The organism is Methylophaga sulfidovorans, assembly GCF_900114205.1.
GTDB lineage: Bacteria > Pseudomonadota > Gammaproteobacteria > Nitrosococcales > Methylophagaceae > Methylophaga > Methylophaga sulfidovorans.
This window is the reverse complement of sequence record NZ_FOSH01000003.1, coordinates 1-13,478: the sequence shown is the minus strand read 5'-3', so window position 1 is coordinate 13,478 and position 13,478 is coordinate 1. Positions and strand designations below refer to the sequence as shown.

Sequence of the window (13,478 nt, the reverse complement as noted above, 5' to 3'; positions counted from 1 at the left end):
TTTTGACTATCAAGCTCTCCCAACGTGTTCAAAACATCAAACCGTCTCCGACTTTGGCTATCACAGCACGCGCTGCTGCGCTGAGAGCCGAAGGCAAAGATGTTATTGGTCTGGGTGCAGGCGAACCCGACTTCGATACTCCTGAACACATCAAACAAGCTGCCATTGAAGCTATCCACGGCGGCAAAACAAAATACACGCCAGTAGATGGCACAGCAGATTTGAAAGATGCCATCATCAAAAAGTTCTCAAGAGATAATGGGCTCGAGTATGCCGCGAATCAAGTCTTAGTTTCCGTCGGTGGAAAACAAAGCTTTTTCAACCTGGCTCAAGCCTTTATTGAAGCAGGTGATGAGGTCATCATTCCAGCACCATATTGGGTATCATACCCTGATATGACACTACTTGCTGACGGTGTGCCGGTTATTATCGAAGCGGGTCAGGAAAATCAGTTCAAAATCACACCTGAACAACTTGAAGCGGCTATTACTGATAAAACCAAACTGTTCGTTATCAATAGCCCATCTAATCCAACAGGCATGGCTTACAGCTTGAAAGAGCTTGAAGCACTGGGTGAAGTATTACGCAAACACCCAAACATTCTTATTGCCACTGATGATATGTACGAACATATCTACTGGGCTGATGAACCGTTCTGCAATATTTTGAATGCCTGCCCGGATCTATATGAAAGAACACTGGTCATGAATGGCGTTTCAAAAGCGTATTCAATGACTGGCTGGCGTATTGGTTATGCAGCGGGTCCAGCACCACTGATTGCTGCAATGAAAAAAGTACAATCGCAAAGTACATCCAACCCGGCATCTATCTCTCAGGCAGCGGCTGTGGAAGCATTGAATGGTGATCAGTCATGCATCAAAACCATGCTGGCCGAATTCAAAAAACGTCATGATTTTGTTGTAGCTGAATTAAACAAAATGCCTGGCGTTGATTCATTAGAAACTGACGGCACTTTTTATGTTTTCCCAAGCATCGCTGGTGTACTGGAAAACAAGCCTGACCTTAACGATGATATGGACTTTGCTGAAGCTTTATTGGTTGAAAAAGGTGTAGCGGTTGTCCCAGGAACAGCGTTTGGATTGAAAAATCATATTCGCCTGTCAATCGCTACCAGCGAAGACAATCTCCGTAACGCACTGATTCGTATCGCCGAATTTATTGCATAGAAAATTATTCAAATTTAGGCTTGACCTACACAGGTCAAGCCACTAGAATAGCCATCTTTCTGTTCCCCGATAGCTCAGTTGGTAGAGCAAATGACTGTTAATCATTGGGTCGCTGGTTCGAGTCCAGCTCGGGGAGCCAAAGAATACAAAGCCTCAGAGTTTCATGCTCTGAGGCTTTTTTGTTTCAGTGTAACTCAGGTGTAACTTCTCACAGTGATTGCCAGTTATCTACAGTGAAGCAAGGCACTCAGGTATTGCGCAATTATTTACAAATTATTAGCTGTAATCTGTACCATAACCACCTTAAAGACGATAGTCTATCTTTTGGCGTAAAGATACGAGAATGTGCTCTGATGGTATCTAATTCGCTGCCCGCCTGGCACATCAGGAGTGAGGGCTTCCACTAACATAAGCAATTATTAACCTACATTTTTCCATACACTGGCACATGTCATCACCACTGTTCCCAGTCTCAGAGTTCATTTTTTAAAGTGATGAAAGATAATCCGCACTTAATTAACATAACCCCATACAGAAAGCTCTAACTCCCAAAGTCATAAGAAGAGGTCATCGATAGTCGTTAACTTAGGTTTATTCCCATAGGCACGGAGCATAAGTCAGATTTAAACCAGATAACATTTAATCACTCTTTAGATTGCTTCTGCCAACACTTCAAAATCAAATTTTTTGAGCTGTTTTGTGTCTACTTTTAGACTAGCCTGCCACAAATCATAGTTTTCCTGTAGTCTCATCCAGCTTTTTGCACTACGCCCTAACACAATCGAAAGTCTGACAGCCATTTCTGGTGATAAGTCAGACTTACCGTTCAACAGTCTATTGAATGTACTGGGGCTTACTTTTAAAGCTTCAGCAATTTTATTTGCAGATACCTTATCGAAGGGATCAATATATGTACGTTGGATCAATTCGCCAACATGGGGTGGGTTAAATTGTTGTAAAGTCATTAGTGATAATCCTCATAATTAACTAAATAAGCGTCACCGTCGATAAACTCAAAAACAATTCGCCAATTACCGGAAACCGTTATTGAATGTTCCCCTGCTCTATCCCCTTTTAACGGGTGCAGGTGATAACCGGGCAGGTCCATATCTTCTATACAATCAGCAGTATCAAGAAATGCAAGTATATCTCGCAACCTTGCTGAGTGGTTTGGTTGAATCCCAACAACGCTACCTGTTAGGAAAAATTTTTTTAGACCTTTATGTTTAAAACTTTTAATCATGTAATAATTATCTCATAAAAATACCTCATTGCGCAACACGCAATAAATATAACCATTAACTATTTTTTCATTCTTTTTAAATGCATTTGTAGACTTATTCTCGATGTACCAAAACATCGTCAGAGGTGGTATCTAACTATATAGAACTTGATTGCAGCTTAATCCCCGTGGGCACGGGGAACACACCACACCGATACGTCCACCAGCTGGTAAAAGCGGTTCATCCCCGTGGGCACGGGGAACACATCAGGACGTAGCAGATAAGTTCTTAGCTAAACGGTTCATCCCCGTGGGCACGGGGAACACAGAGCGGCTTTTGATATCGCTGAGTTTATGGTCGGTTCATCCCCGTGGGCACGGGGAACACCCCACGCCGCAAGTCCTCGATGAAGATGGCCGCGGTTCATCCCCGTGGGCACGGGGAACACGCGATTCTCAGCCGAACCTGTTATCTCAACTTTGGTTCATCCCCGTGGGCACGGGGAACACCAACCATTCCACGTCATCACCGATGATTAATGCGGTTCATCCCCGTGGGCACGGGGAACACACTTATTGTACACAATTGATTTACCAAATAAATTTCTACAATTTATTTTCTACCAACTGAAATAGTTTTATTTTCCATTTTGTTAAAGAGCGTCTTTTTCATCCACGGGCAAAAAAGAAACCAGTCTTAAGCCATCCATTTCTATAGGTATTCGTCTATTTTGTCCTAGCGTTTGAAAATCAAACCCTGATTCGGTATTGGTGGCCCATGCCATAACGATATTGCCTTCATCACAAAACACTTCACACTGTTGCCAGATCATTTCTCTAATTCGTCTGGAAACATCACCAACGTAAACCCCAGCTCTGACTTGCAAAAGCCAAACAGCAAGTCGCCCTCGCAGTCTAGGAGGAATGTTTTCAGTGACAACGACTGTCATAGCCATTGTTTACTCACTTCTATGACCTTCATCACCAATATGTTCGGCATTGGGTATCGCTGGAGGTACTGACTCAGGGGCTGGTTCAGGCGGCGAAATTTCACCTGCAGCAAGCACCTCTTCAATAAGCGGAATAATCTTTCTGAGGACTTTCTGTTCTCGAAATAAATCACGACATGCAAGCCTGACTTGTTTATCTGGATGCGTTGGGTTTTGGGATGCGATTCGAAACGCCAATGGCACGACATTATCGAACTTAAAAATATCAGCGATATCGTAAACAAAGGAGAGAGGCTTACCTGTATGAATAAAACCTACCGCTGGCGCATAACCTGCTGCGAGCACCGCCGCTTCGGTAATGCCGTATAAACAGGCTGTAGCAGCACTCAAACATTGGTTAACCACATCGCCCGCTTCCCAATCTTTTGGATCATAACGACGGCCATACCATTTAACGCCGTATTGTTTTGCCAATAATTTATAAGTATTGCGAACTCGCGCGCCTTCTATACCTCGTAATTGTTCAATACTCCTGCGTTGCGGTGGTACCTCTCCGAAGCGTAACTCATACATTTTTCGAACAACTTTAAGTCGCAAACTATCATCTAACGCCAGTTTTGCCTGATACAGCAAACGGTCAGAGCGAGCGCCACCTGGTTGTCCAGAGGCATATAACCGCACGCCAGCTTCGCCGACCCAAACTAATAAAGTGCCAACCTGTGCGGCCAGACGAACAGCAGCATGGGAAACTCGGGTGCCCGGCTCCAACATAATGCAGGCAATACCACCAACAGGAATATGTGTGCGGACACCATTTTTATCTATCAAAACAAAGGCGCCATCCTTAATATCAACCTTGCCATATTGAAGAAAAATCATAGAAACCCGATCTTTCATCGGGATCGGCTTCAATGGAAGATAGGAAGATGGGTCAGCCATTGTTACTGTCCCCTTGAAGCATCAGGGCATTTTCATTCGACAATAAAATCTGCATCTGCCGGATCGCTACTTCATTCAGTCTGACAAGACGTTCAGACTGCCCCTTTTTCTGCTCGATAATATGGGCATTCAACGACTCCAAGTTGGCCAAACACACCAACTGATGCAGATTAGCGTGATCACGCATATTACCTTTTGTATCCGAATTAGATTCTCGCCATTGTTTGGGAGTTAATGTAGAACTCTTTAACCCAGCTTCCTTTTTAAACCCGTCGAATTCGACGGATTTAAAGGCAGGGTTATTTAATCGTTCCCAAATACCCAAACATTCAATGATGTTGCGACTCCTTAGCCAATTACGAATGAGGTCATCTGTTCTTTCACTGTTTTTGTATCGAGCGATATCGGTAATACAGATATATTCGATGCCATCTTTGGTGAGCGTGGCAACATTCCGCTCCAGAACTGTTAGCTTAGGTTTCATCTATTCGTCCTTGAGTAAAAAGTCGCATCCATTTTATAAACGACGAATGAGCATCAAACCGCAGCCAAAGGCTTTAGCTGGACCAAACCCTGTATAAAGTTGATCAATAAATCTATCGGGGTCACTGACGGTTAAAATACCTTCGTAATCCATACTACTAAACCCAGCATGTCGTCCTTTTTCAGGAAGAGCATTCCAGCGGTAACTGCTTACTTGTAGACTTTTTCCAGAAAGCACAAACCCCATATTTTCACCACGACTTGATAACCAGTGTTTTGCCGCATTATCCATTTCGTTTTTTAGCGCCTCATCGAGATACTTCCTTCCTTTTGTATCGACAAAATCTTGATGTGTAAGCAAGCGCTTTTTCAGTTCTCCTTTTCTCCCTTCAATGGGTAAGCCACGACTTTCATTCGCTTGTTTTAACCATTCTGACTGCGCATTCATCACCACATCATGACGAACGGAGTTCTTTTTCCCTTCCAGGGATTTCGATACCGTTGGGTTAGCTCGTAAGCGAAAAGCCAATTGATCGCCGTCAGACAAACACGGCTGAAACTGCTTTGACTCAATAGTAAATATCAGTGAATCATGCTTTGGTTCAGATTTTGAAAGTACATAGTAAAGCGGAAGATTACGTGGCGCGCTCAATTGCTCTCTCTGGCTCTCTTCACGAAATAAGAAGCGCTCTCCTTGTTCAAATAAATCCCATAACAGACGGTGCATTCCGTAACTACGATCTTTTAGAATCAATCCGAGTTGTGATTCCTGTGCTATCGATGGGTTCAAGGCGATTTTGGAAAGATACATCAGGCCTCCTTAGCCAAATCGGCATCATTCATCCAGCAATATTCTTTACGTTGTTGGAATTGCCAGCGTTGACGGGATAACGGCTTATCATGACGCGTTAATTGCTGTACTTGTTGTTTTGAAAAACCACCCTCCTCTTTGGCAAAATCACTGATATTTCCTTCCCAGTAATAGCGAGATAAGGAGTCCTGTGGTAACCAACGCGTTTCACTCATCCATTCTGGAAGAGGTTTATCTGGTGAGCTATAAAGCAGTGGCTGAACTGCATAGTTTTCCAGCGCCCGCAAAAAACCATCTGCTTCAATAATTTTTGGATCTAGCGGCGCCGCCAATGGGCATGATTTACGGCCCAAATAAAGGTGAAACTTGGGATTACGCAAAGCCTGCTGTAGTTCAGCCAACGGCCACTTAGCCTGTTCATTTGCTCGTATTGCCACCACGGCTTGAGCATCAACGTAATATTCACGAGTGGATAATACGGTCCCCAAACGTTCATGTCCGGTCACGATTTCATCACGTCGAGTTCGATAATGAAATTTACCAACAGAATCTGGCGCTTGCGCCGTATGGTAGTCTTTCAACAACCGTCCAGCACTCAGCACCTTAACAGCTTGCTGATACGTATTCGTCAGATTCATATGTGCATCATCATTTTCCCGCCGAAGACCAAGAGCCGCTCCGAGTAAACCAACAATAGCCGACTTGCTGGGATAATTGCTGCTATGTCGCATTTCACCAACAGCAATCTCCCCCCAACTCGCCATAGATCCATACAGTCTGAAGACCAAATATTCCATAGCCGTCTCCTTACTCGGAAATAAAAGCAAGCAACTCTTTTAAACTTCCTTTGCCTTCTGGGACATTCATATCGTAGCGAGCATCTGCACAATCACCATAGACAGTATCGAAATTATCACATTGTTTTTTCAAAGCTTTAATCGCCTCATCACCATAATCTTCAGCATTTTTACTAACAGGTTTCAGATAAGCCACTGATAACGATCGAGGTTGTTGTTCGCCCTTTTCAGCCAATACATAGGAAGCGTAAGCCCGACTGGCAAAACTATTTTGTTTTCCTTCCGGTGCAACTTTTACAGCAGCTTCAGTCAATGCAGAAATCGCCTTATTAGCCAATGCTTCATCACCATTCAGGTTCTCAACCAATTGTTCTTTATTGATGCAGATATAGGAATAAAACAGGCCAGCCGCAAACCCCGTTTCACCAATATGGGCGGCGCCAGCATCTTCACTGTGATCGTTTAAATCATCAACAGCAGTGAAATAGTCGTCTTCAATCACAACAGGGTGAACAGAAATCGCATGTGCTACTTGGCAAGCAGCATCAACATTAAAGGCAGGTTTAGATGCCAACATTCTACCAAACAAAGCGATATCCACCGACATATCCTCTTTTCGCAGTAACTCTAATTCTTCTTTAGTGGGTTCACGCTCTTCAGTGATCAAGGTAGCCACCAAATCATCAATCGCTTGCTGTTCTGACAAACTGATATGAACCAGTTGTTCTATTTCAAGATCTGCATTAGGGTCACTCTTATCAACTTTTTTCATCTTTCCGAATTGACCAGAAATTTCTTGAGCCCATTGACGTGCTTTCTTCTCGGCAATATCAGCCCCGATTAGCTTTTCATAGATCTTAATGCCCAATATTTTTGAACGCGTACCCAAGTGTCCGGCTAAGGCAGACTGAAACAGCTCAGATGTTCGCCAGTTGCGTTTCAGACTTTGTGACGACACCCGTAAGCGATCTGTGCCACCCATCTTTGCCGTTTTTGGACGGCCCATATCATCACGGTTCAGATTGGCAGGTGGGTAAGAAGTTAACAAATGTAATTGAAGAAAACGGCTCATTATCGTGCTCCTTGATACAGTTAATCTTTATAGACTGAGTAATATTCGCTGGCCCATTTCACTGCCAGGCGTTGTTGAGGTTTACTAGCTGGTGCGGTACGGAATTCATGTAACCAATGCAGAATCGAATCTGCCAGGTCAGCAATATTGGCCTTGCCATTTAATAACGCAACAGCACGACAAACCCGACGAAAAAAATCTTCTGGTGTGCGGCTTTTTTGCAACTGCTGAAAACGCAGTTCTGACATAACAGCTTTTGAACCGCCCTCTTTAGGGGATGCCAGTGCTTTTGCAAAGGACTTGCTGTCATCTAGATTTTTTACCCGTGAGAGAACAGCAGCCACCATGGCTGCATCTGTTATGGGCAAGACCGCTTCGCCAGCAGTCCAACGTGAGGGCATTTGCTGCAAAAAATGGGCAAAAGCAGGCGTTAGTAAAATATCATCGGGGTTTTCAGCCCTCCGCAAAGATGCCCGATCTCCACGGTTTTCATCTAGCCACGACCACCAGCTTTTTAATTTTTCTGCATCTGCTTCACTAATATAACGCCTGTTAGCCATTGGCCACCTCCTTATCCTTCATCACGGCTGACTGATCTAATGATTTCAAAGACTTTATTGAGTAGAGTTTTTTATTCAAATCTGTACGGGCCCGAGTAATCCGTTTCATATCCATATCTTCTGTATCGCCTTCCATAACCCAGTAGTCAAAAACCTCAAATGCCGCGTTCCTTATCTTATTAACCCACTGCTTTGCCACATCCGGCGGCATAAAACGGGTATGAGCTGGTTGAGCAGACAACACATAAAGTTGCTTGTAAAAGTCCGCCTCTGTTGCCTGCCAAAAATCATAATCAATCATTGAGGTATCGCCTTTGGCGTCTTTAGGCCGGGAAAACCAGGCTTGTTTTATCTGACCACGCAATGTAGAAACCACCTCCTTGGCGCTCTGAACCATACTCTGTACAAAGCTTACAAATTCCTCACGATAGTCTTTATCAACATAAATAAGTGGCATCTTCTGCTCATACCAACAACGTGCTTTCATGTTGTCCATGTCGTAGCCAAAGCACCACAGACGAGCCACATCTATAACGTCTTTTCCTTGATATTGAAGCAGCTCAATTTTTTCTTCGTTAAAGGAACGTATCACTCTTGCCGCCCTGTCACCATTACTGTCATCCTGCCAGACAAAACCTAACCAGTGGCGATACCCCAAGCCACCTTGCTGACCTTTCAGGCTTAAAGGTGGTTCTTTGTTTTCTGGATCAATGCGATAAGGTGTAAGCGGATGCACCCAGGGTCCTTCATAGTTAATGCCATAGTTTTTCGTTTCGAAATGACTAAGCAAATGTTCGTTTTTTTCGCCACATATATCGCAACATCCTGTCTGTAAGTTATCGAAATCAAAACGAATACGACGAGGCATTCCCCAGTACATTTGCAAAGGGTTAACGTCCTCTGGTGTTGTATTAACACCAGTTTTATCAGAAATTCGGGTAGGTGCCAGCCAAGGGAATATCAACGAATTCAATCCATTCGAAGCCGAAGAAAAGTCCTCTTGTGGCAGGATGTTAAGCCACAGCTTTTGCCAAAGAGTAGCGTGGTCTGATTGAGGCATCACCAAGGTAGTCATCGGCCCACCACCCCTTAACCCCACACGATGCCCAACACCACCGGAGGGGGCATTTGTTTGCAAGGTAAATAACGCAATGGCAGCACAAGATTCGCAGATTTTTTCAACTTGCCCACCTTTTACAAAATGATCGAGATTGTCTTTTAATGTCTTTCCTCCTGGAGCTTCGATCAATAACGAGGCAACACCTTTTAGCTCTCCACCCAACGAATCAAAATCTTGTAAGAATCTAGGACCTGATTTTTTACTGAACTCAAAAGCACCCGAAAACCTTCCAAATTTTTCCTTTACTTCATCTTCACTCGAAGGGCTTACCGAATACTGAAACCATTCATCTTCATCAATAGGGGGGAGAATTGTTTGCAACAAGCCGATTAAGAGCTGGTACATCGCGCCATAAAAATCAGCTCGTGGAGCGACAATATCAATAACCGGATTATCGATTTCAACTATTTGCCACGGTGCAATTTTTTCTTTTGTGCCATCCTGTCGAACAACAGGTATCCATGCATCTTCAATCAAGTTCATAACGCCTCCTTCCCAAAATTCCAACCATCTTTTTCATCATAAACAGACTGCAATTCAGCTACCAATGGCCAGATTTCTAGCCACTTTAGCGCCGACACCTGCTCTTTAAGCGTATCTATCCTTTGCTTCCATTCAGGGGAAATCAGCTTTTCAGCCTTTTTCCACTCAGCTTTAGGTATTTTGATTTGGCTCAGCGCCCAGAGATAAGCACCGCTATCTGCATAGGGTTGTAACTTGCCCTCCACTTCTTTTACCAACACAACATCCACTGTCTCTGCACCTAAGCGAGTGGGTATATGAATATCCTCATCCCAGCCACTGTTGTGAGCTGCACTTTTGTAGCTATAGCCACGCTCCATACAAAGCAGGTTAAATTCCCCCATACTTCGCTGAACTTTCTGTTCAGCGAAAGCTTCCATTGAGGCGTGCTCTAGATATTCAGGAATATCAACAGCATCTATCCCATATACTGACTCGATCAAATCTCTGGCATCAGTTGGCATGGTAAAACTACCTCGTTTTTGCAACTGCAAAATACTCCGCCACAACTTACCAATATCTGGGTAAACATATGCCGTTCCTGGAAGGGTCTGCGTGAGCCATTGTGAATTTTCCACCAACTCGGGATCGGGTGATAACACATACAAACAAGGTGTAGCACGTTGTTCAGAGCCACTGATTACATTGCCAGTGCTATCACGAGTGTGCCTTTGTAAACGACCCGCACGCTGTATAATCAAATCAATGGGAGCCAAATCGGTAATCATGACATCAAAATCCAAATCAAGACTTTGCTCAACCACCTGAGTTGCGATTAACACTTGGCCGTCCCGTTCTACTTGAGCTGACTCTTTCCCAAACCGTGCTAACACATCCCGTTCAATAGCTTGCCGATCAATCATGGCATAACGACTGTGGAATAGTGTCAGCTTATCCTTGGCAAGCCATTCTTCATCCGTTAATCTCTGGTAGCTTTCACGGGCATCTTTGACTGTATTTCTTATCCAACAGACACATTGTCCCTGCTCCACTGCAGTTTTGATTTTCTCCATTACCTCATTTTCATCAGGTAGTCTGCTCATCTTTACTGTTCGGCAAACAGACTGGCGTGTTTCAACGGCTTCTTCTTTGATAACTCCTTGCCTAACTTGTGTAACTAAAGGATAGGCATCTTTTTCTTGAATAACCGGAAGCCTCTGTTCATTGATATTCCAGCCTCCACCCAACTGAAAGGCTTGAACAAAACGCTGGCGAGATGAAAATGGCAATGTTGCAGATAATAAAATAGTGCATCCACCCTGAGCAGCATGAGCTTGAATCAAAGATTCCAATAATCGCTGCATGTATGGATCAAAAGCATGAACTTCATCAACCAGTAATACTTTATCGGCCAATCCCAATAATCGCAGAGATTGATGTCGAGCCGGCAAAACACCTAATAATGCTTGATCAATTGTGCCAACTCCAACATCTGACAGCAGTGCTTTCTTACGACTGTCCGCCAGCCACTGATTACAATATGCACTGGCAGATACATCGTCGTGGTCGTACTGCTTATCTGTCAGTTGTTCACTCAAGTTGATGCTCTGCTGAAATGCTTCCGACTGCTTGCTGGCCCCATGAGCCAAGACGATTGAAGGTAACACTTCGTCACCATACAATGACTGGTAGCTTTTTGATAAACGTTCATACATAGCATTGGCAGTTGCCATAGTCGGCAAGCCAACATAAAGCCCTTTTGCTACCCCCTGAGCCATCAACCGATGCACAAGAACCATTGCGGCTTCTGTTTTCCCCGCACCAGTCACATCTTCTAAAATAAACAGCTGCGGTTCCGCTTCTAATGCAACTGTCTGCGCATAGTTCTGTAGCGGTGTCGGCGAAGTAATAAAATCAAATTGATCGGTTATTGAATTAAAGGGACGAATGCTTTTGGGTAAAAAGGCAGCCGATGCCAATGCCTGTTCAGCAGATGGAAGAGCCACCGATTGCCAGTATGTTGTTAGTGAGGTTTCCGTATCGCTATAGAGAAAATGTTGTTGATCCGAGCCTAACCAGTCAGCTAAAACAGCAACCCCAGCCAACTGCCACGAAGCGAGTTTAAAGCTACTTTTATCTATGGCTTCAAGAGGTTCTAGATCAGGCATCCATTCGTTGATAACTGCTCGAACAAACGCTTCTGCTGCTATTTCATCCTCTTCCAGACTATGGCTGCGTACAGCCTTTTTGGCCTTGCTAGTTTCCAGTGGTTGCCCATGATGCCCAAAAACAATCTCAAGCCAAGGCCTCAGCAAAGAAAGCTCATGTTTAGAAATCAGATCTTCAAGCTGTTTTTCAAGTACTTTTATCCACAAACCAATCCCCAATGCATCATGACGCACCAGATAATCACAGCGTGAGTCAGGCTCTACCAATTTGGGTGACATATGAGGAACCAAACCTTGAAATCCTCTCAAAAATTTCCCGAGGTCATGAAGCATTAAACAGAATACAAAAAATTGCTGTAGCCATTCTGGCGATAGAGACAACCGTGAAGCCAAGCGTTGGCAGAGTTCTTTATCGGGCTCTAACAGCCAAAATCCCACCGCCGCTACATCCAGACAATGATAAGGCAACAAGTGGTAGGCTGGGCCTGATTGTTCAGGATCTTTTTTGGCTTTGCCCCAATAACGAAAATAAGCAGGTATGTCAGTCACAATTATATTTCCAATTTTGATATTGCCATCTTCTCAGGCTTAAGTCCTAAATCCTGAGACTTACACATATTTTTTTAATGTTATTTCCAGTTCATGTTTTATTTCATGTCGAAGTGTTTCGGGCGTAAGCACTTCAATATCACTGCCAAAATGCAGTATGTCTCGCACCAGTTCACGGGTATCACTATATGGGATTGACAACAGGTACTCTCCGGCATCAGTCCACTCACTGAGTTGATTAGGATGCCAGCTTTCACGGCTGACGCGTCTGGAAATTTTTGCAGAAAATTTTAGTTGAGCTATACCCTGCACTTGTCCGGAAAAAATGCCATAACCAGGCATAACATGGGCATCGAGCTGTTTGGCCTCAATACTTACCGCAGTAAATTCAAGCTGATTAGCCTGACGAATGGCATCTAGCAGAAAGGTACGTAATGCCTGTTTTTGATGACACCATGCATCGAGGTACCAGTTATCACGGTAATAAATCAAACGTTGTGGGCTGATAATACGTTTGTTGGTGGCACCTGTTCGCCAGTGCCAATAGTCAATTTCAAGTTGTTGCCGGGTAAGCAGTGCATGTGCCACATTGGCAAAATGCTCGGGTTCACAAAGTCGTTGCCATTGGCTGGCAACCTTAATCCGGTTTTGCCAGTCTTGCTGGGTGATATTCTGCTTTTGTAGCAGTTGTTTGAGCCGCTCTGAAATCGGCTGCAATAGTTGTTTGATAACTTCAGGCTGAAGCGTTTCGTTTAACTGTTCCAATATGGCGAGAGAAACAATCTCCTTTCCGCTAAACCAAAGTCCAGGTAATTCATATGTTTCATCCTCTTGCAGATCATAGAAATACCCCAAACCTCTTTGATTCTTTATCGGTGCCCCTAATACATCACACATGAAGTTACGCGCAATATGAAAGGTATTTTTGCTGATGTCTAAATGATCGAGAATGTCATCTAACGGCGCCGGATAACGTCGGCAGGAGAAAAACTTATGTAATGCAAAGACTCTCTCTATGTCCATGAGGTCTCCCAAAATTCACTTAATATGATAAGTGAATTAATAAATTTAGGGGCTGATCCAGATAATACTTAAAAAGGTATTATCTGAGCATGAGAAAAAGCCGATTGAGCTGGTACAAGCAACAGCGATTAATTG

General features: G+C 43.8%; 13 protein-coding genes, 1 tRNA gene and 1 CRISPR repeat array. Of the genes, 2 read left to right on the top strand and 12 right to left on the bottom strand.

Features of this window, described 5'->3' with window-relative positions:
* Positions 1–2 precede the first annotated feature (2 nt).
* On the top strand, positions 3–1,187 hold the full coding sequence (locus tag BM232_RS02695; RefSeq protein WP_091711651.1) for a pyridoxal phosphate-dependent aminotransferase: 1,185 nt from the start codon (positions 3–5) through the stop codon (positions 1,185–1,187).
* A gap of 63 nt (positions 1,188–1,250) precedes the next feature.
* Positions 1,251–1,326 (top strand) — tRNA-Asn (locus BM232_RS02690).
* Between the two features lie 511 nt (positions 1,327–1,837).
* On the opposite strand, the gene BM232_RS02685 is transcribed toward BM232_RS02690, so the two are convergent.
* The 12 genes from BM232_RS02685 to BM232_RS02630 form a co-directional block, all read right to left on the bottom strand.
* The gene (locus BM232_RS02685; protein ID WP_007145594.1) at positions 1,838–2,152 is read right to left on the bottom strand and encodes a HigA family addiction module antitoxin; all 315 of its coding nucleotides are present in this window, start codon (positions 2,150–2,152) and stop codon (positions 1,838–1,840) included.
* Positions 2,152–2,430 carry a type II toxin-antitoxin system RelE/ParE family toxin gene (locus tag BM232_RS02680; protein WP_007145595.1) on the bottom strand — a complete coding sequence of 93 codons (279 nt, stop codon included), beginning with the start codon at positions 2,428–2,430 and terminating at the stop codon, positions 2,152–2,154. Before BM232_RS02680 ends, BM232_RS02685 begins: the two co-directional genes overlap by 1 nt.
* A 156-nt stretch (positions 2,431–2,586) precedes the next feature.
* Positions 2,587–2,980: direct repeats of the CRISPR family, unit length 28 nt; unit sequence GGTTCATCCCCGTGGGCACGGGGAACAC.
* Positions 2,981–3,062: 82 nt separating this feature from the next.
* Positions 3,063–3,365 (bottom strand): type I-E CRISPR-associated endoribonuclease Cas2e, encoded by a 303-nt coding sequence (gene cas2e, locus BM232_RS02675; RefSeq protein ID WP_040576246.1) that lies wholly within the window; start codon positions 3,363–3,365, stop codon positions 3,063–3,065.
* 3 nt (positions 3,366–3,368) lie between these two features.
* The gene (gene cas1e / locus BM232_RS02670; RefSeq protein ID WP_091711650.1) at positions 3,369–4,298 is read right to left on the bottom strand and encodes a type I-E CRISPR-associated endonuclease Cas1e; all 930 of its coding nucleotides are present in this window, start codon (positions 4,296–4,298) and stop codon (positions 3,369–3,371) included.
* The gene (locus tag BM232_RS02665) at positions 4,291–4,782 is read right to left on the bottom strand and encodes a KilA-N domain-containing protein (protein WP_091711649.1); all 492 of its coding nucleotides are present in this window, start codon (positions 4,780–4,782) and stop codon (positions 4,291–4,293) included. The genes cas1e and BM232_RS02665 overlap by 8 nt, the downstream gene beginning before the upstream one ends.
* A gap of 33 nt (positions 4,783–4,815) precedes the next feature.
* Complete coding sequence (cas6e, locus tag BM232_RS02660) at positions 4,816–5,592, bottom strand: type I-E CRISPR-associated protein Cas6/Cse3/CasE (RefSeq protein WP_091711648.1); 777 nt, start codon at positions 5,590–5,592, stop codon at positions 4,816–4,818.
* Entirely contained in the window at positions 5,592–6,389 is a 798-nt protein-coding gene (gene cas5e, locus BM232_RS02655) for a type I-E CRISPR-associated protein Cas5/CasD (protein WP_091711647.1), read from the bottom strand. Before cas5e ends, cas6e begins: the two co-directional genes overlap by 1 nt.
* 10 nt (positions 6,390–6,399) lie before the next feature.
* Positions 6,400–7,461 (bottom strand): type I-E CRISPR-associated protein Cas7/Cse4/CasC, encoded by a 1,062-nt coding sequence (gene cas7e / locus BM232_RS02650; RefSeq protein WP_091711646.1) that lies wholly within the window; start codon positions 7,459–7,461, stop codon positions 6,400–6,402.
* A 20-nt stretch (positions 7,462–7,481) separates the two neighbouring features.
* Positions 7,482–8,021, bottom strand: coding sequence for a type I-E CRISPR-associated protein Cse2/CasB (gene casB, locus BM232_RS02645; protein ID WP_091711645.1), 540 nt, complete (start codon positions 8,019–8,021; stop codon positions 7,482–7,484).
* Positions 8,014–9,624, bottom strand: coding sequence for a type I-E CRISPR-associated protein Cse1/CasA (casA, locus tag BM232_RS02640; protein WP_091711644.1), 1,611 nt, complete (start codon positions 9,622–9,624; stop codon positions 8,014–8,016). Before casA ends, casB begins: the two co-directional genes overlap by 8 nt.
* A complete protein-coding gene (gene cas3, locus BM232_RS02635; RefSeq protein ID WP_218153284.1) occupies positions 9,621–12,320 on the bottom strand; it encodes a CRISPR-associated helicase Cas3' in 2,700 nt (899 codons plus the stop codon). The genes casA and cas3 overlap by 4 nt, the downstream gene beginning before the upstream one ends.
* Positions 12,321–12,380: 60 nt before the next feature.
* Positions 12,381–13,343 (bottom strand): helix-turn-helix transcriptional regulator, encoded by a 963-nt coding sequence (locus tag BM232_RS02630; RefSeq protein WP_091711643.1) that lies wholly within the window; start codon positions 13,341–13,343, stop codon positions 12,381–12,383.
* Between the last annotated feature and the right edge of the window lie 135 nt (positions 13,344–13,478).

Bases quoted from the DNA above. Each gene is read 5' to 3' on its own strand.
- BM232_RS02685 (WP_007145594.1), bottom strand. From the start codon at position 2,152: ATGACTTTACAACAATTTAACCCACCCCATGTTGGCGAATTGATCCAA.
- BM232_RS02680 (WP_007145595.1), bottom strand. From the start codon at position 2,430: ATGATTAAAAGTTTTAAACATAAAGGTCTAAAAAAATTTTTCCTAACA.
- cas2e (WP_040576246.1), bottom strand. From the start codon at position 3,365: ATGGCTATGACAGTCGTTGTCACTGAAAACATTCCTCCTAGACTGCGA.
- cas1e (WP_091711650.1), bottom strand. From the start codon at position 4,298: ATGGCTGACCCATCTTCCTATCTTCCATTGAAGCCGATCCCGATGAAA.
- BM232_RS02665 (WP_091711649.1), bottom strand. From the start codon at position 4,782: ATGAAACCTAAGCTAACAGTTCTGGAGCGGAATGTTGCCACGCTCACC.
- cas6e (WP_091711648.1), bottom strand. From the start codon at position 5,592: ATGTATCTTTCCAAAATCGCCTTGAACCCATCGATAGCACAGGAATCA.
- cas5e (WP_091711647.1), bottom strand. From the start codon at position 6,389: ATGGAATATTTGGTCTTCAGACTGTATGGATCTATGGCGAGTTGGGGG.
- cas7e (WP_091711646.1), bottom strand. From the start codon at position 7,461: ATGAGCCGTTTTCTTCAATTACATTTGTTAACTTCTTACCCACCTGCC.
- casB (WP_091711645.1), bottom strand. From the start codon at position 8,021: ATGGCTAACAGGCGTTATATTAGTGAAGCAGATGCAGAAAAATTAAAA.
- casA (WP_091711644.1), bottom strand. From the start codon at position 9,624: ATGAACTTGATTGAAGATGCATGGATACCTGTTGTTCGACAGGATGGC.
- BM232_RS02630 (WP_091711643.1), bottom strand. From the start codon at position 13,343: ATGGACATAGAGAGAGTCTTTGCATTACATAAGTTTTTCTCCTGCCGA.